At 73.0% G+C, this 17,301-nt stretch carries 16 protein-coding genes; 7 read left to right on the top strand and 9 right to left on the bottom strand.

Annotation, left to right across the window (positions count from 1 at the left end; genetic code table 11):
* The first annotated feature begins 221 nt into the window (after positions 1–221).
* Positions 222–1,313 carry an SDR family NAD(P)-dependent oxidoreductase gene (locus LPA42_RS01330; RefSeq protein WP_077940245.1) on the top strand — a complete coding sequence of 364 codons (1,092 nt, stop codon included), beginning with the start codon at positions 222–224 and terminating at the stop codon, positions 1,311–1,313.
* Positions 1,310–2,011 carry a maleylpyruvate isomerase family mycothiol-dependent enzyme gene (locus tag LPA42_RS01325; protein ID WP_077940244.1) on the top strand — a complete coding sequence of 234 codons (702 nt, stop codon included), beginning with the start codon at positions 1,310–1,312 and terminating at the stop codon, positions 2,009–2,011. The genes LPA42_RS01330 and LPA42_RS01325 overlap by 4 nt, the downstream gene beginning before the upstream one ends.
* A 207-nt stretch (positions 2,012–2,218) precedes the next feature.
* Here the strand turns inward: LPA42_RS01325 and LPA42_RS01320 are convergent, their stop codons facing one another.
* Both LPA42_RS01320 and LPA42_RS01315 read right to left on the bottom strand, forming a co-directional pair.
* Positions 2,219–2,998 carry a helix-turn-helix transcriptional regulator gene (locus LPA42_RS01320; RefSeq protein ID WP_255378756.1) on the bottom strand — a complete coding sequence of 260 codons (780 nt, stop codon included), beginning with the start codon at positions 2,996–2,998 and terminating at the stop codon, positions 2,219–2,221.
* A 453-nt stretch (positions 2,999–3,451) separates the two neighbouring features.
* The gene (locus LPA42_RS01315; RefSeq protein ID WP_228986232.1) at positions 3,452–4,408 is read right to left on the bottom strand and encodes a carboxymuconolactone decarboxylase family protein; all 957 of its coding nucleotides are present in this window, start codon (positions 4,406–4,408) and stop codon (positions 3,452–3,454) included.
* Positions 4,409–4,890: 482 nt separating this feature from the next.
* Here LPA42_RS01315 and LPA42_RS01310 point away from each other — a divergent pair, with 482 nt between their 5' ends.
* The gene (locus tag LPA42_RS01310) at positions 4,891–5,451 is read left to right on the top strand and encodes a carboxymuconolactone decarboxylase family protein (protein ID WP_228986231.1); all 561 of its coding nucleotides are present in this window, start codon (positions 4,891–4,893) and stop codon (positions 5,449–5,451) included.
* 25 nt (positions 5,452–5,476) lie between these two features.
* On the top strand, positions 5,477–6,352 hold the full coding sequence (locus LPA42_RS01305; RefSeq protein ID WP_043969044.1) for an SDR family NAD(P)-dependent oxidoreductase: 876 nt from the start codon (positions 5,477–5,479) through the stop codon (positions 6,350–6,352).
* 79 nt (positions 6,353–6,431) lie between these two features.
* Here the strand turns inward: LPA42_RS01305 and LPA42_RS01300 are convergent, their stop codons facing one another.
* From LPA42_RS01300 to LPA42_RS01290, 3 genes are all read right to left on the bottom strand, one after another.
* A complete protein-coding gene (locus LPA42_RS01300; RefSeq protein WP_077940240.1) occupies positions 6,432–7,037 on the bottom strand; it encodes a copper resistance CopC family protein in 606 nt (201 codons plus the stop codon).
* Positions 7,027–7,620, bottom strand: a complete 594-nt coding sequence (locus LPA42_RS01295) for a hypothetical protein (protein WP_043969043.1) — start codon at positions 7,618–7,620, stop codon at positions 7,027–7,029. Before LPA42_RS01295 ends, LPA42_RS01300 begins: the two co-directional genes overlap by 11 nt.
* 170 nt (positions 7,621–7,790) lie before the next feature.
* Positions 7,791–9,137 carry a carotenoid oxygenase family protein gene (locus tag LPA42_RS01290; RefSeq protein ID WP_043969041.1) on the bottom strand — a complete coding sequence of 449 codons (1,347 nt, stop codon included), beginning with the start codon at positions 9,135–9,137 and terminating at the stop codon, positions 7,791–7,793.
* A 96-nt stretch (positions 9,138–9,233) separates the two neighbouring features.
* On the opposite strand from LPA42_RS01290, the gene LPA42_RS01285 reads away from it, so the two are divergent.
* Together LPA42_RS01285 and LPA42_RS01280 are read left to right on the top strand one after the other, a co-directional pair.
* The gene (locus tag LPA42_RS01285) at positions 9,234–9,884 is read left to right on the top strand and encodes a TetR-like C-terminal domain-containing protein (protein ID WP_077940239.1); all 651 of its coding nucleotides are present in this window, start codon (positions 9,234–9,236) and stop codon (positions 9,882–9,884) included.
* Positions 9,885–10,034: 150 nt separating this feature from the next.
* Entirely contained in the window at positions 10,035–11,573 is a 1,539-nt protein-coding gene (locus LPA42_RS01280; RefSeq protein WP_077940247.1) for a GMC family oxidoreductase, read from the top strand.
* Between the two features lie 567 nt (positions 11,574–12,140).
* Here the strand turns inward: LPA42_RS01280 and LPA42_RS01275 are convergent.
* From LPA42_RS01275 to LPA42_RS01260, 4 genes are all read right to left on the bottom strand, one after another.
* Positions 12,141–13,610, bottom strand: a complete 1,470-nt coding sequence (locus LPA42_RS01275) for an MFS transporter (protein ID WP_077940238.1) — start codon at positions 13,608–13,610, stop codon at positions 12,141–12,143.
* A 203-nt stretch (positions 13,611–13,813) separates the two neighbouring features.
* Positions 13,814–14,614 carry an SDR family NAD(P)-dependent oxidoreductase gene (locus LPA42_RS01270; RefSeq protein ID WP_077940237.1) on the bottom strand — a complete coding sequence of 267 codons (801 nt, stop codon included), beginning with the start codon at positions 14,612–14,614 and terminating at the stop codon, positions 13,814–13,816.
* A gap of 95 nt (positions 14,615–14,709) precedes the next feature.
* Complete coding sequence (locus LPA42_RS01265; RefSeq protein ID WP_077940236.1) at positions 14,710–15,969, bottom strand: RNA polymerase sigma factor; 1,260 nt, start codon at positions 15,967–15,969, stop codon at positions 14,710–14,712.
* The gene (locus LPA42_RS01260; protein ID WP_077940235.1) at positions 15,966–16,304 is read right to left on the bottom strand and encodes a YciI family protein; all 339 of its coding nucleotides are present in this window, start codon (positions 16,302–16,304) and stop codon (positions 15,966–15,968) included. Before LPA42_RS01260 ends, LPA42_RS01265 begins: the two co-directional genes overlap by 4 nt.
* Before the next feature lie 110 nt (positions 16,305–16,414).
* On the opposite strand from LPA42_RS01260, the gene LPA42_RS01255 reads away from it, so the two are divergent.
* A complete protein-coding gene (locus LPA42_RS01255; RefSeq protein WP_077940234.1) occupies positions 16,415–17,299 on the top strand; it encodes an alpha/beta fold hydrolase in 885 nt (294 codons plus the stop codon).
* Positions 17,300–17,301 lie beyond the last annotated feature (2 nt).

Raw genomic sequence — 17,301 nt, 5'->3', positions numbered from 1 at the left:
ATTCATCCAGATTCGACGATTCAACTGCCCTATCCTCCCGGCCGCCCGACGCCCGCAGCCACTTCCCGATTGCCCTCTGACCTGCGGCGAAGCGGCCGGGACAACGGCACGCTGGGAGTAGTGCGCCGACGCCACGCGGGACACGATCGAGCCGCCCGCCACCTCGGCGGCGGCGTCGCGCCGCGCGGCACGCGCCGGTCGCGGGCGGAGAGGAGCTCGCGATGTTGGTGCTCGTGACGGGCGGTACGGGCTTCGTCGGCGCGCACACGGTGGCGGCGCTCGTCGCGGCCGGGCACCGGGTGCGGGTGCTGGCCCGCGACCCGCGCCGGGTCGCCCCGGCCCTGTCCCCGCTGTCCGTGCCGGACGACGCGGTGCAGGTCGTCGACGGCGACGTCGTCGACGAGACGGCGGTCGCCCGGGCGGTTCGTGGCGTGGACGCGCTGGTGCACGCCGCGTCGGTCTACTCGTTCGACAGCCGGTCGCACGAGGCGACCCGGCGGACCAACGCCCGGGGCACCGAGGTGGTGCTGGCGGCGGCCCGCCGGCTCGGGGTGGGGCGCTCGGTGCACGTGTCGACGTTCGGCGCGCTGGAGCCGTCCCCGGCCGGGACGGTGGGCCCGCAGTCGCCGCCGACCACGGCCCGGGAGACGTACCTGGCGAGCAAGGCCGCCGCGGAGCGGGTCGCCCGGGGCCACCAGGCGCACGGCGACCCGGTGGTGATCGCCTATCCGCCCGCCCTGCTCGGGCCGCACGATGCGAAGCTCGGCGACCAGAACGCCCGGCTGCGCAACGTGCTGCGCGGCCTGATGCCGATGTGGCCCACCGGCGGCTTCCCGGTCGGCGACGTCCGGGACACCGCCGCGCTGCTCGCGGAGCTGGCCACCGCGCCGGGCGAGGACGGCGGGCGGCACCTCGGCCCGGGCCGCTACCTGAGCACCCGCGACTACGTGCGGGCCGTCCGCGAGGCGACCGGCCGCCGGCTGCCCACGTTGTTCCTGCCGGCCCGGGCGATGCTGCCCTTCGCCTACGCCACCGACCTGGTGCAGCGGGTCTGGCCGTGGCACATCCCCGCCGAGTACGGGGCCTGCTACGTCTGCGCCACCGACGCCCGCCCACAGGACGTGGCCCGGTCGGCGGGGCCGGTGCCCCGGCCGATCGGCGAGACGCTCGTCGACACCGTGCGTTGGCTGCACCGCACGGGGCGGCTCACCGCCGGCCAGGCCGGCAGGGCCGGCGCACCTGTCGTTCCCGCCGCGTCCGCGGCGGGTCCCGTCGAAGCCGCGGCGCCGCCGCGCAGGGAGGCACGATCATGACCATCGTCGAACCGCACCCGTCCCGGCCGTCCGGGACCACCGCCGTGGCGGCCTACCGTCAGGTCCGGGTGGCCACGGCGCAGCTGCTGGCCGAGGCGCCGCCCGGAGCCGACGCGCTGCCGGTGGCGCACTGTCCGGAATGGACCGTAGGGGAGCTCGTCGCGCACCTCGTGGAGGTCTGCGCCCGGGTGCACGGCCGGGTCACCGGCGACGTCCCCGGCCCGGCGCCCGACGGCGGGGTGCCGGAGCTGCTCGCCGAGTGGGAGCGGCTGAGCGGGCCGGTGGAGGGGTTCCTCGCCGGCCCGGGCTCGATGGACGGGCACATCCTGGTGATGGACGCGTTCACCCACGAGCTGGACCTGCGTCAGGCGCTGGGCGTCGCGCCACCGGTCGCGCACCCGGCGCTGCCGGTGGCCTCCGGCGTCCTGCTGAAGGGGTTGTCCGCCTCGCTCGACGGCCACGGCCTGCCGCCGCTGACGGTGCGGACCGAGCACGGCGACGCGGTGGCGGGGACGGGCGAGCCGACGGCGACCGTGGCCGGCCCCTGGCACGAGGTCTATCTGGCGCTGGCCGGTCGGCGCAGCGCGGCGCAGATCCGGTCGCTGCGGTGGAGCGCCGATCCGGGGCGCTGGCTGCCGGCGTTCACCTGGGGGCCGTTCCGGGTGCCGGAGTCGCCCGTCGCCGGCGCCGGGGGCTGAGCCTGCCGTACCGCTGTCGGCTGCCGGCCGGTGCCCCGGGGCACCGGCCCGCCGCCTTCTTGCAATCGGGATCGATCTGGGCGCATCGCCGGGTCCCGTTCGGCGCGCGCCCTCATCCCCCGATGGCGGCCGTGCCGCCCGATCCGCGGCCCCGTCGCGCCGGGCCGGGGCCCGGGGTCGGGGGTCGCCGCCGCCCGGGGGCGGCGGTCACGACTTGGCCCGGTGCAGCACCCGTGACGGCCGGGCGGTACGCCGGTCGTTGCGGGCGAAGCCGCGGCGGTTGCGGGCGGCCGGGTCGGTGCTGTCCAGCTCGGGCAGCGCGATCAGGATGGGCAGGTCGAACACGCCGGTGTGGTGCAGCTCCAGGTCCACCGTGAGGTTGACGCCGGAGCCAACGGTGAGCGCGTCGTACGCGCCGACGGCGAGGGGGCGGCGCATGGACGGCCGGGCCGCGATGTCACCGAGCGCGATCGCCGCGGCGCGCAGGTACCACTCGCCCTCCGGCACGTCGCGCAGCACGTACTCGCCGGAGGCCTCCAGGATGTCGCAGGAGGCGGGCAGGCCCTGCACGATGGGGCTGTCGAAGACACCGACGTACACCTTGACCGGCACGTCGACCGGGGGCAGGACGAGGCGTCCGGAGATGGTGGCCCGGCGGCGCGGGCCGGCCGTGCGGGTGCGGGAGAGCTGCGGGATGCCGTTCTCGGCGAGCCAGCGGTAGCGGGCCGGCGAGATGCCCACGCTGCGGGTGAACCGGCTGATGAAGGTGCCCAGGCTGTTGTAGCCGACGGCGTAGGCGATGTCGGTGACGCTCATGTCGGTCTCGAGCAGCAGGTTCTTGGCCTTGTAGAGCCGGATCGCGGTCAGGAAACGGCCCGGCGAAGTGCCCGTCTTGGACCGGAACAGCCGAGAGAAGTAAAAGCGGCTGAGAAAGGCCGAATCGGCCATTGCATCGAGTGACAGAGGTTCGTGGTAACGATCCCACATGATCGAGATGGCTCTTTCGACGGCGTTGTGCACGGCCAATCACTCCATTCGGTGAACACGTTGGGGACACTCCGGCCACATCCGGGCACAACCTGCCCGGGTATGGTGCCGCCGGTCGCGGGGGTCCCCCGCGACCGGCGACGTTGCCCTGTCCTGGGTCGCCACGACTTCGTTGTCGCACCGTGACGGAACAGGTGTTCGATCACCCGGCTTGAATTGTGGAGAAATGCCAGTCCACCGGCCTTGCCGGGTGGCGCCAGTGCGGACCGAAACACATCGGGCCGCGCTTACTGTGAGTGTCCTAAGTGGTCCGGATGGAGTAGGACGATACCATGCATGGAGATCAATCAATACGGAACTTTCGAATGTTCCCAGAGGCGGCGAGGCGATTTAATCTGACAGACGCAGCGATTATCCGAATTGGTCGGCGATGCCAGCCCTGTCCGCAGTTGATCACCGCGGGGCCGTGAGCTGGCCACCCAGCCAACGGGCCGCGGTCATGGCCGACCAGGCGGAGACCTCGACCAGCGCCCGGTCGTCCAGGCCGGCCAGCCGGCAGCCGCGCACGACCGTCGCGTCCACCTGGTAGGACGCGAAGGCGACCAGCAGGGCCAGCCGGGCGACGGGCCGCTGGGGTTCGGGCAGCCCTTCGACCAACCCCTCCACCCAGGCCCGGCTGATCCCCCGCGGACCGCCGTGCCAGCCGACCAGGTTGACCAGCACCAGGTCGCGGACCGCCTCGGGCACCGAGCGCCGGCCCGCCTCCTCGATCGCGGCGCAGGACCGGCCGAACGCCTCCGCGATCGTCGGGCTGCCGGCCGCCCAGGACAGGTCCGCCGGCAGCGACGCGGCGGGCAGCAGGTCCAGCGAGAGACCCGGCCCGTGCGGGCGCCGCGACGCGCTCATCATGGCCCAGCCGAGCACCCGCAGCACCATGGGCAGCGCCATCTCCGGCACCCCGGGCGGCAGCGGCACGTCGCGCAGGAACACGTTCACCACCCGGTTGAGGTAGTGCAGCAGCACCGCCACCCCGACCAGCTCCGGCGTCTGGGCGGCGGGGAACGGCGGCGGCTGCGGCGGGTTCCCGCCGGCCGGCATCGCCCAGCCGACGATCCCCTCCAGCTCCGCCGCGCCCGCGCCGGACCCCGGGTCGGGCCGGGTACGGCCGTCCACGCCGACGCCCACACCGACGCCGGTGAGCAGACCCAACGCGTTGTTGTGGATGGTCGCGCAGTAGGGGCAGGTGTTGCCCAGGGAGACCGCGGTCGCCACCGCCTCCTTGGCCGCGCGCGAGGCGGCCCCGGGGACGACCATCGTCTCCCGCAGCAGCAGCCACGCGGCGGCCAGCACCTCCGGCGCCGGGGCGTGCAGGGCCATCGGTGGGGCCAGCACACCGAAGTCCCTTTCCACCTGCCTGTACACCTCGGCCACCAGACCACTGGCCCGCCCCCGACGCACCGCGTCGACGTATCGGATCTGCGTCAACCCGAGAGCGCCCAGCACCGGTCGTAGAACACTTGCCGGCATCACGTACCTCATCCGTCTCTGTGAATTGAAAACAGGTTATCGGCGAAAAGTGCCTTCAGCCAGTAGGCAGTACGGTCCAACCGCGCCGTCGGTTCAACCGCAGGACAGTTCCCGCAGTAGGCAATCTGGGAGAGCACTCCAGCAGCGACGACGTGCCATCATGGGCCAGCGGAATCGCTGCCCGACCGCCGTCGCCAGCGTTTCCGTGTCGCCCCGCAGCCCCGTCGGAGATTGCTGCGGCCAGCACCGACAGCGGCCATACTTCGTCGTGGAACGCACCGTCGTCCGCCTGGCCTCAGATCGCCCGAGCAACGAGGAGATGGCTCATGGAAACGACGACGAGACAGCCGGGAATCAGAGTCCCGATGATTGACGAGGATCAGGCGCAGGGCCGCACCGCCGAGCTCTACGAAGAAATCAAGGCGGTCACCGGTCTGCCATTCGTGCCCGACATGTTCCGGCTCACCTCCACCAATCCGCGGCTGCTCGCGGTGGTGCTCGCCGGCTACGGCGGCATCTTCGGCGGGGACACCCTGCCCCGGCAGCTCAAGGAGCTGATCTCGGCCTGGACGTCCAAGCTGAACGGCTGCCCGTACTGCGTCGGGACGCACAGCTGGTTCCTGAGCCAGTTCGGCGGCAGCGACGAACTGCTGGAGGCGGTGTCGGACGCCGACAGCGTCGAGGACCTGCCCGTCGACGAGCGCACCATGCCGCTCATGCGGCTGGTGACGAAGGTGAGCACCGGCGCGTACAAGATCACCGACGCGGACTGGGAGCAGGCCGCCGCCGCCGGCTGGAGCGACGCCGAGATGCTCGAGGCGGTCTTCTGCGCCTGCCTGTTCGCGTTCATCAACCGGCTGGTCGACGCCACCGGACTGGGCTCCTCGGTCGACCGCAGCCGCATCGCGCGGCTGGGCGACGAGTGACCCGCGGCCGGGAAGGGACGCCATCATGACCCAGTCACGCGCCATCCTGCTGACCGGGGCCTCGTCGGGCACCGGCATGTCCTCGGGCAGCGGCAAGGCCACCGCGCTGCGGCTGCACCGGGCCGGCTGGCCGGTCTACGCCACCGGACGCAACGTGGAGGCCCTGGCCGACCTGGCCGACGAGGGCATCACGGTGCTCTACCTCGACGTCAACGACGAGGAGTCGATGACCGCCGCGGTCAAGCGGATCACCGACGAGCACGGCGCGGTCGGCACGCTGATCAACAACGCCGCGTACAGCCTCAACGGCACCATCGGCGAGACCCCGATGGACGAGGTCCGCGCCCAGTTCGAGACGAACGTCTTCGGGCTGTGCCGGCTCACCCAGCTGGTCCTGCCCGGCATGCGGGAGCAGGGCGGCGGCCGGATCATCATGATGTCGTCGATCTTCGGCATGTTCGCCACCCCGGGCCGGGGCTACTACCAGGCCACCAAGCACGCGTTGGAGGCCATCAGCGACTCGCTGCGCCTGGAGGTCGCCCCGTTCGGCATCAAGGTGGTGGTGCTCCAGCCGGCGCCCATCCTGGGCGGCTTCGTCCCCGACAGCGTCGCCGACCTGGGCATGGACACCCACGACAACCCCGCCCTGTACCGGGACTTCTGGGAGCACTTCGTCGACTGGCACCAGGCGTACCGGCTCAGCGACAACCCGCCGCTGCGCGGCAAGATCGCCGTCCGCGCCGAGAACGTCGCCAAGGTCCTGGAGACGGCGGTGTCCACCCCGAACCCGCGCATCCGCTACCGGCTCGGCATGCCGCCGCGCCTGCTGCCGAAGATGCGGGCGATGATCGGTGAGCGCGGGTGGGAGAAGTTCGTCCGCGCGTTCTTCCCCATCCCCTGACCGCCCGCACGAGCGGCGCCGACGGATCTCGTCGGCGCCGCTGCGCGTTGCCCGGGGTGCCGTCACGTGCCCTCGCCCGTCAGGCCCGGGATTCGTCGATACGCAGGGACCGCGCCCGCCCGCCGCGCGGGCGCAGCCACAGCAGGGCGACGACCACGACCAGCACCACGCCGTCGACGAACAGCAGGAAGGCGCTGAAGCCGTCGATGCCGTGCCCGTGCGCGTCGACCACCACATTCGTGCTGGCCTGGCGCGCCGCGTCGTCCAGGGGGGCCGGCGCGACGCCGGTGCCCGCGCTGAACCGGTACGCCCCGGTGCTGGTCGTGCCGTCGGCGAAGGTGACGTGGTAGGCCACGGTGTAGTCGCCGGCGCCGTCGATGCGCAGCGGCAGCCGCAGCCGGGTGGAGCCGACGCGGGTCGGCTCGGCGTCGGTGAGCCGCCCGCCGGTGGCGTCGAGCACCGCGACGTGCGACTGTCCCTCGTCGACCTCGGCGTCGAAGCCCAGGGTCACCTCGGCCGGCGCGGTGGTGAGCACCGCGCCGGCCGACGGTTCGGCGGAGACCGGGCCATCGGCGGCCCGGGCCGCACCGGGGGTGAGCGCGAGCAGCCCGGCGACCGCCGCCGCCACGGCGGTGGCCGCCGCCCGGCGGCGGCCACCGGACGGGCGGCTCAGCTCACGCGGCATGGGGGGCGAGGGACCGGCCGGCGACGCGGTGCCCGACGCAGCTGCACGTCATCAGCTCCTGCTCCTGCCGGTTCGGCCGCAGGTGCAGGTACATCGCGATCACCATGGGGATGAAGACCACGGAGTTGTAGAACAGGTGCAGCTCCACCCGCGGCAGCACGAGCTGCAGGATGCTGGTCGGCACCTTCTGGCCGAAGAACATGGTGCCGGACTGCACCTGCCACAGCAGCAGGAAGTGCTCGATGTGGTGCCAGAACTGGATGGCCAGCGCCACGGTCCACCAGGTGCGGGCGCGGCCGACGAAGCCCCGGCGCAGCGCGAAGAGGAAGACCAGCATCACGATGGCGTAGCCGTAGTGCAGCCACTCGGAGGAGACCAGCCACGGGTAGAACTGCCCGAGCACCCCCCGCGCCTTCGGCCGGGGCATCCCCAGGACCCAGATCTGGTACGCCTGGACCAGGTGCTCGGCCCAGTGCGCCAGCACGACGAAGAGGAAGACGTTGAGGGCGGCCCGGTGGTGGGCCCCGTTGAGCCGGCCGAGCAGCCCCGAGGACGGAGCAGCGGTGGAGAGGGGTTGGGACATCTTTTGCACCTTCCGTAATGACGCGGGAGAGTGGAAACGCGGGAGAATCGCCATACGGCCCGTGTGAAGCGAGACAGCGGCTGCCGCGAAGCTAACCGCCCGACCCGCGCCGCAGTTCCTCCAGATTGCCCAGGTGCTGTCGGAAACCCGTCCGTTCTCCGGGCCTCGGCTCAGGAGCCGATCCAGTTGGCGTGGAAACCGCTGGGCACCCGGCCGGGCAGGTGCACGACGGCCACCGGCTCCCCGGTGAAGTCGCCGGCGTCGAGCACCACCAGGTCGCTGCGGCCGGTGCGCCCGTCGTGGACGTACGTCAACAGCCAGCCGTCGTCCTCGGCCGAGAGCGGCCCGCGCGGGACGAACACCGCCTCCCCGGCCTCCCGGTGCGGCCCGAAGTCGTGCACCGCCACCTCCCGGCGCAGCAGGTCGTGGCGCAGCAGCGCCGAGCCGCCCAGCACCCCCGCGCCGGACTGCATGGCCACCGTGTAGGCGTACCGGTGCCGCATCGTCTTGCGGCGCTCGTCGATGCGGGGGAACTCCTGGGGGATGTCGTCGAGCTGCTCGGCGGCGACGGTGCCCCGGGTCAGGTCCAGCGTCCAGCGCCACAGCGTCGGCGCGGACTCCCCCGGGGCGTGCAGGTCGCGGTCGAAGACCCGGTCGTGGCGCACCACGTCGACCACGCAGGTGTCGTCGACCTCGTAGGCGTTGACGGGGTGGAAGACGTAGCAGGGGTCGACGTCGAACCAGCGCACGTCGGCGCCGCGCCCTTCGCGGGGCAGCAGCCCGAGCCGCGCCGCACGCCCGCGCTGCCACGCGTACGGGAAGCGGGAGCCCGCCCGGGCCAGCGTCGGCGAGAAGGTGACCGGGAGGTCGAACAGCACCGAGTGCCGGTCGGTCAGCGCCAGCGAGTGCATCAGCGGCGGCCCGGCGACCTCGATGCGCTCGCTGCGGCGCACCCGCCCCTCGGGGGTCAGCACGAGGTGCTCGACGTAGGGCAGCTCGTGGTAGTAGGCCACGGCGAACAGCTCGCCGGTGACCGGGTCGCACTCGGCGTGGGCGGCGAAGCCGTGCGGCAGGGTGGCGTCGAAGTCGATGCGGGCCACGGAGCCCAGTTCGTCGTCCAGCTCGACCGGCAGCACGCCGGCCTCGCCGAGGGCGAGGGTGCGCCCGCCGTGCCGGATGACGTTGGCGTTGGCGTTGTCGGACAGCCCGTGCCGCGGGCCGGGAAGGGCGAGCTCGCCCAGGGCTCGGGTGGTGCGGTCGGTGCGGATCCACCGGTTGCGGTACCACAGCGCGCGGCCGGAGCGCAGGCGTACGCCGTGCACCATGCCGTCGCCGACGAGGGCGTGGCCGGGCCGGTCGCCGCCCACCGGGTTGGGCCCGATGCGCACGAAGCAGCCGTCCAGCTCGGCGGGCAGCCGCCCGGTGACCGTCAGGTCGAGCTCCGTCGCCTCGGTGGCGACGGGGCGCCGGTTGTCGTTGCGGTAGGGGGTCCTGGGGGCGAGGGCGACGACGCTCATTGCGGCCTCCACGAGCTGGGGCGATCTCTTTGCGTATCGCGGTTACGTAACAGCGTTACTTCATCGAAGGTACGCCTGGCGTGAGATCATGTCAACGTGAGTCCGCGCCGAATCGACCCGACCCTGGCGACCGCCCTGCTGGAGGCCGCGGCCCGACTGCTGGCCGAGGAGGGCGCCGCCGGCCTCACCACGCGCCGCCTCGCCGCCGCCGTGGGCGCCTCGACCACGGCCGTCTACACGCACTTCGGCGGGATGGACAACCTGGTCCGGGCGATGGTGCACGAGGGCTTCGCCCGGCTGCACCGGCGGATGTCGACCGTGCGGGCCACCTCCGACGCGGTCGCCGACGTGATGGCCCTCGGGTACGCGTACCGGGCCAACTCCCTCGACCACCCGCAGCTCTACCAGGTCATGTTCGGCAGCGCCGCGCTCGGCGGGTTCGCCCTGTCCGAAGGCGACCGGCAGCACGGCAAGTACACGCTCCAGCCGCTGGTCGACGCGGTGGCCCGGGCCACCGAACAGGGCCGGTTCCGGGCCGGGGACCCGCTGCTGGTCGCGCAGAACATGTGGATCGCCCTGCACGGGCTGGTGAGCCTCGAACTCGGCGGCTACCTGATCGACCCGTACGACGCCGACGTCTGCTTCGAGGCGCAGCTGCGCTCGCTGATGGCCGGCGCGGGCGACGACTACGAGGCGACCGCCGCCTCGCTGGCCCGGGCTCGCCGGCGGCGCTCCCCCCGCGCCTGACAGCGCACGGCAACGGCGGAGAAGCGACGCGCATCCCCCGGTGTGATGCTCAGGACGGGTCCCGAGCACGTCCGCAATGGAAGCGCATCCACTCCTGTCCGCCCACGCCGGCAGGATCGCCCATCCCCCACGCACCGAAGGACGCCGATGATGCACGGAATCGATTATCTGGTGGTCGGATCCGGCTCCGCCGGAGCCGCGCTGGCCGCCCGGCTCAGTGAGGACCCCGCCCGCCGGGTGCTGCTGCTGGAGGCGGGCCCCGACTTCGCGACGGTGGCCGAGACGCCGACCGACCTGATCGATGGCAGCGCCATGTCGATGGACCGCCACGACTGGCACTTCAAGGCCGAGATCACCGACCGGCGGCGGATCATCTTCCCGCGCGGGAAGGTCACCGGCGGCTCCTCCGCCGTCGGCGCGACCATCGCGCTGCGCGGCACCCCGAACAACTTCGACGAGTGGGCCGAGCTGGGCAACCCCGCCTGGGCCTGGGACGAGGTGCTGCCGTTCTACAAGCGGCTCGAGGACGACCAGGACTTCGACAACGAGTACCACGGCAAGGGCGGCCCCATCCCGATCCACCGGTTCACGCCCGACGAGATGACCCCGGTGCAGCACGTGTTCCGCGACGCCTGCGTCAAGGCCGGCTTCCCCGAGGTCGAGGACCACAACCACCCGGAGGCCACCGGCGTCGGTCCCATTCCGTCCAACCGCCAGGGCAGCCACCGGTTCTCCACCGCGATGGGGTACCTGGCCGAGGCACGCGGCCGGGAGAACCTGGAGATCCGCTCCGGAGTCCAGGTCAACCGGGTGCTGTTCACCGGCAACCGGGCGCGCGGCGTCGAGGTCGCCAAGGCCGGCGGCGGCACGGAGGTGATCGAGGCCGGCACCGTCGTGCTGGCCGCCGGGGCGGTCAACTCGCCCGCCATCCTCATGCGCTCGGGCATCGGCCCGGCCGGTGACCTGCGGCGGCTGGGCATCGACGTGGTGCTGGACCGGCCCGGGGTGGGCGCGGACCTGATCGACCACCCGCGTACCGGCGCGTTCATGGTGCCGCAGGAGGGGAGCTTCAGCCCCGAGGACCCGTTCCTGCAGACGATCCTGCGGACCACCGCGCCGGGTTCGACGGAGTTCAACGACCTCCAGTACTACATGATCAACCACTTCGACCTGACGCTCTTCCCCGAGCTGCAGATGCTGGCCGCCGCGAAGACGATCTTCGGGGTGATGGTCGTGCACCAGCGGCCCGAGTCCCGGGGACGGCTCACCCTCACGTCGGCCGATCCCACCGCCCCGCCGGACGTCGTGCTCAACTTCCTCGACACCGAGCGCGACATCCAGACCCTCGTCGACGCCGTGCGCCAGTGCTGGCAGTTCATGCAGACCGCGGGCATCAACGACCAGGGGCAGCGGTTCGTGGTGCTCGGCGAGGACATGGTCGCCGACGACGAGCTGATGCGCCACTACGTCAGGCTCAGCCTCGACAGCGGCTACCACCCCGTCGGCACCGCCCGGATGGGCGCGGCCGGCGACGAGGGCGCGGTGGTCGACGAGCGGCTGCGGGTGCACGGCACCGAGGGCCTCTACGTCTGCGACGCCTCCGTCATGCCGTCGATCGTCAACTGCAACACCAACCTCACCTCCATCATGATCGGTGAGCGGCTCGCCGACTGGCTCCGGCAGTCCTGACCGGTCCCCACCGACACGGGCGCCCCGCGGTGCGAAACCCCGCGGGGCGCCCGTCTCACTGTGGGGCCTGCGGTCTCGCGGCCTGAGGCGTTCCAGGAGCGGGCACGGTGGCCGGCGGCCCGACGCGGCGCGTGCCGCCTCCGGCACACTCGCGTGCCGACTAGGGAGCTGAGTCAGCTACGACATCACGTCGGATCACGCCGGCCAGCGCGGTGCCCCGGGGGCCGGGCCGGTGCTGCTCGGCTCGCCGACAGGCACTGCGCTGGCCGGTGATGTCGTAGCTGACTCAGCTGCGTAGGCGCCGGCGGGACCAACCTCTACCGACCGCTGCAGGCGGGGCCGACCGCTGTGGGCGGGACCCCGCGCGCCTTCAGGCCGGCACCGCCGGCAGGCCGGCACCCCAGCCGCCTGAGACAGGCAGCGCCCCGACAGCCGCCGCCCGACGCGACGCAGGCCGCCCGCCGGATGGCGGACGGCCCGAGGCGCGACCACGCGGTGTACGGAGCGCCCAGGGGGGTGTGGGACCGACGCTCCGTACACCGCGGTCGACAGGCGCGCTGGGGGCGCCTAGACCGTGTTCTCGCTGACCTTTCGCGGCACCGGCACCGGCGCGGGCTGCTGCGCCTCGGCCGTGGGCACCGGCTCCTGTCGCTCGGCGGCGGACGACGACGGCCCGGCCGGGACGCCCCGGTCCCGCAGGCCGATCCAGATCAGCGCCACGGACACCAGGATCACCACGATCTGCACCTGCATGGCGAAGTGGACGCCGTCCAGCACGTCCGTGCGGGCGGCCACGAGCGCCCCGAAGATCGGGATGCCGATGGTGACCGCGATCTGCTGGGCCAGGGTGGCCAGGCCGGTCGCCAGGCCCTGCTGCGAGTCGTCCAGGCCGGAGGTGGCGGTCACCGTGTAGGCGACGACGGCCGTGACGTGCCCGAAGTACATCAGGAACAGCGACGGCACGATCAGGGCCAGGCTCGGCGTGGTCGACGTGCCGGTCAACAGCAGCGGGACGGTGGTCAGGCCCTGCGCCAGCAGGCCGACGGCGAGGACGTTGCGGTAGCCGTACCTGCCGATCATGCGACCGGCGATGACGCCGGCGACGACGGCCACCAGGCCCGGCCCGCCGAACACCAGACCGGTGGTGAACGGGGCCATCTTGAGCACGTCCTGCATGTAGAGGGTGAGGCCGAAGTTGACGCCGCTGGCCATCACGAAGGCGACGATGCCGCCGTAGTTGCCCCACTTGATGTTCGGCCGGTTGAGCAGGGTCAGCGACACCAGGGGCGCCTTGGCCTTCAGCTCGACGAACCAGAAGGCCGCGATGAGCACCGCGCCGATGACAAGGCCGATCCAGCTCTGCATGCTCACGCCGTAGACCAGGGCGAGCAGGCCGGCGGTGACCGTGACGGCGCCCGGCACGTCGAGCTTGATGCCGGCGGGACGGACGCTCTCCTTGATCACCAGCGGGGTCAGCACCATGATGGCGACCGCCACCGGCACGTTGATCCAGAACGCCCAGCGCCAGTCCAGGGCGCTGACCAGGCTGCCGCCGACCAGGGCGCCGACGGTGAAGCCACCGGAGAGCAGCGCGCCGTTGAGGCCGAGCACCCGGGCGCGGGCCCGCTCGTCGGAGACGGTGGTGATCAGCAGCGCCATCGCGGCCGGGATGGCGATCGCGTTGGCGAAGCCCTGCAGCACGCGGGCGCTGAGCAGCATCGTCGCGTTGGTCGCGAAGCCGCCGAGCAGCGAGGCCACGGTGAGCAGCGCGATGCCGGTCAGGAACAGCCGCCGCCGGCCGAACAGGTCGGCGACCCGGCCGAACAGGAGCGTGAAGCCGGCGGCGGGCAGCGCGTACGCGCTGGCCACCCACGGCAGGTCGGCCAGCGAGAGGCCGACGCCCTCCCCCATGCGGGGCAGCGCCACGTTGAGGATCGAGAAGTCGACCGACAGCATGAACTGCGCGCCGAGCAGGACGAATAGGGCAAGTTTCTGCGCGGAGCTGAGCTGCTCCGACGTGCTCTGGTTCTCCGCCATGACCACGAACCCTAGGTAGCCGCGGCCCTGCTACCCATCTCCCTGCCATGCGTACCACTGGCAGTGGCACCCTCGGCACCCGCCGTGCCGGTCCCGTTCCACGCTACCCGCACGGCGCTCTCTTCGAGCTTGCTCTATTTCCCGCCCGCCGTCGAGAGGCACCGGCTGCCCGGGGACCGCGACCCCGGGCAGCCGGCGGGCGATCAGTCGACGAGCACTCCGCATCCGACGGTGGTGATCGAGCCGGTGAGGCCGCTGGACAGGTCCGAGGCGAGGTACACGGCGGTGCCGGCCACGTCGGCCAGGGTCACCGCCCGGCCCAGCAGCGGGTTCGGCATGCCCGGCTTGGCGGCGAGCATGTCCTCCAGCGTCGCCCCGTTGGCCTCGGCCGCGCGCCGCCACGTCTCGCGGACGTACGAGCCGTGCTGCACGCTCTCCGGGATCGCGTCGGGCCGCAGGCAGACCACCCGCACCCCGAACGGGCCCACCTCGCCGGCCAGTTCCCGGGCCAGCGACTCGATGCCGGCGCAGGCCACGCCGAAGCCGCCCGAGGGCATGGGGGCCCGCGCGGCGGACGTCGACAGCACCACGATGGCCCCGCTGCGCTGCCCCACCATCCGCCGCGCCGCCGCCGCAGTGGTGAGGAACTGGGTGCGCACGAAGGTGTTCATCGGCAGCAGGAAGTCGTCCAGGGACAGCTCGCGCAGCGGGACGCCCTGCACGTGGTCCAGGCCGACGGCGTTGAACGACACGTCGATGCTCCCGGCCCGCTCGGCGACCAGCTCCGCGTGGGCGTCGACCGCCTCCGGGTCGAGTGCGTCGACCTGGTGGGCGTACGCCCGGCCGCCGTCGGCGGCGATCTCCTTGGCGAGCATCTCGACCCGGTCCAGGTGGTGGCCGGCCAGGTACACGGTGGCGCCCTCCCGGGCGTAGGCGCGCGACACCGCGCTGCCCAGCGCGCCCGCGGCGCCGTAGACGATCGCCGTCCTGTTCTCCAGCAGCATGTCTGATCCCCTCGTCGTGGGCGGGTCCGGCGGCGCCGGACCGGGTTCGTCAGACCGACGGGCGACCCTCGGGGAAATATACATTTGCTGCCGATTTATTTGGCTTGATCCGCAGAGGTGCCGGTCACCTCCGCCAGGCGGTCCCGCAGGTAGCGGCGCTCGACGTCGTTGCCGGCGAGCCCGAGCGCCCGCCGGTACGCCCCGGCCGCGTCGTCCCGCCGGTCCAGCCGGCGCAGCAGGTCGGCGCGGACGGCCGGGACGAGGTGGTGACCGGCCAGCTCGCCGGAGCGCTCCACCTGCTCCAGCAGCTCCAGCCCGCGCAGCGGGCCGTGCGCCATCGCGACCGCCACCGCCCGGTTGAGCAGCACCACGGCCGAGGGCGTCAGCTCGGCCAGCTCGGCGTAGAGCCCGGCGATCTGGGCCCAGTCGGTGCGCGCGGCGTCGGGGGCGCTCGCGTGGCAGGCCGCGATCGCCGCCTGCACCTGGTAGGGGCCCGGCCGCCCGTGGCGCAGCGCCCGCTCCAGCAGGTCCACCCCCTCGGCGATGCGGCCCCGGTCCCACCGTCGGCGGTCCTGCCGCTCCAGCGGCACCAGGTCGCCGTGCGCGTCCGTGCGGGCGTCGCGCCGGGCGTCGTGCAACAGCATCAGCGCGAGCAGCCCGAGGGTCTCCGGGTCGTCGGGCAGCAGCCGGGCCAGCAGGCGGGCCAGCCGCACGGCCTCCGCGCACAGCCCGCGCCGCAGCAGGTCCGCGCCGGCCGTGGCGGCGTACCCCTCGGTGAACAGCAGGTACAGCACCGCGCGCACCGCCGCTGCCCGGCCGGGCAGCTCGGCGGCCGGCGGCAACTCGCCGCGCAGGCCGGCCTCGCGGACGCCACGCCGGGCCCGCACCAGCCGCTGCGCGAGGGTGCCCGGCGTGACCAGGAGGGCGCGGGCGATCTCGGCCGGGCCGAACCCCACGACGGTACGCAGGGTCAGCGCGACCTGCGACGTCAGCGACAGCGCGGGATGGCAGCAGGTGAAGATCAGCCGGAGCTGGGCGTCGCGGATCACCGGCGGCACCGGCGGGGCGTCGTCGTACGCCGACAGGGTGACCGCGGCCTCGCGCAGCCGGGCGGCGGCCATGCTCTCGTGCCGCAGCCGGTCGACGGCCCGGTTGCGCGCCACGGTCGTCAGCCAGGCCCCGGGCCGGCGTGGCACGCCCTCGCCGCGCCAGCGCTGCACCGCAGCGGCGAACGCGTCCTGCACGCAGTCCTCGGCCAGGGCCCGGTCCCCGGTGAGGGCGACCAGTGTGCCGACGAGCTGGCGGTATTCCCGGCGGAACGCCGCGGCCACGGCGGCGTCGACCGTGAAGGTCACTGGCTCCAGACCGGCCTCACCTCGATGACGCCCAGCTCGGCGAACGGGTGCAGGGCGGCCAGCTCCGTCGCCTCGTCGAGGTCGGCGCAGCGCAGCAGGACGAACCCGCCCACCTGCTCCCGGGCCTCGACGAACGGCCCGTCGGAGACCAGCGTGGCACCGGCCCGGGAGCGCACCGTGCGGCCGGCGCGGCCGGGGCGCAGGCGCTGCCCGCCCGCGAACGCCCCGCGCCGGCGCACCTCGTCGAGCCAGGCCCGGTGCCGGGGGTGGTCGTCGATCTCCGCGGGGCTCAGCTCGCCGGCCTCGTCGTGATAGATCACCAGTGCGTACTCCACCCTCGCCCTCCCAGGTCCGCGCATTACAACGAGGCAGCACGCAGGAAGAAGCGGGGGGTGTTCGGCTCGGCCAGTCTTGGTGCAATCCATGCCCGCCGAGGAGGCATCCCATGCGTCAATCACAGGTCACCGTCAACGGTGTCGACATCGCATACCGTGAGTTCGGCGAGGGCCCCCTGGCCCTGCTGGTGCACGGTTTCCCGTTCACCCCCAACTCGTTCCGGCACCTGGTGCCGGTGCTGGTCGACGCCGGCTACCGGGTGGTGACGCCGTGGACCCGCGGCTTCGCCCCCAGCTCCGTCCCGCCGCCGGGCCGCGAGCACATCCGCGACATGGTGGCCGACGTCAACGCGCTGCACGAGGTGCTCGGCGGCGACGAGCGGGCGGTGCTGATCGGGCACGACTTCGGGGCCGCCGTCGCGTGGGCCGCCGTGGTGCAGGCGCCGGAGCGCTGGTCGCGGCTGGTCGCCTGTGACGTGCCGCCGTTCCAGTTCTTCGGCGAGTACCTGCTCGACCCCCGGGGCATCAACGTCCAGGCCCACTTCTGGTTCTTCCAGATGGCCGCCGCCGACGAGCTGGTCGCCGCCAACGACCTGGCCTTCCTGGAGTTCATGCTGCACAAGTACTCCCGCGACGGCTACGACGTCACGCAGGACCTGGCCGACATCCGGGCCGCCCTGGGCAAGCCGGAGAACCTGCACGCCGCCCTGGGCATGTACCGGACCAACTTCCCGCCGGCGACGTTCGGCACCCCCGAGTGGGGGGCCGAGCAGGGGGCGCTGTGGGGCGCCCTGCCGACGCAGCCGACGCTGAACATCTTCGGCGTGCAGGACGTCGCCTTCGCGATGAACGAGGAGAAGCTGGCCCGGATCGTCGAGGCCCTGCCGAAGGGGTCGGCCGGCGCGCTGGTCCCCGACTCGCGGCACGTCCCGCTGACCGAGCAGCCGGAGATCACCAACGCCCACATCCTGCGCTTCCTGACCGAGACGGCCTGACC

The organism is Micromonospora sp. DH13 (assembly GCF_020873825.1).
In the GTDB taxonomy this organism is placed as follows: Bacteria; Actinomycetota; Actinomycetes; order Mycobacteriales; family Micromonosporaceae; genus Micromonospora; species Micromonospora haikouensis.
The sequence above is the reverse complement of the archived record's forward strand: the minus strand, read 5'-3'. Positions and strand labels throughout refer to the sequence as shown.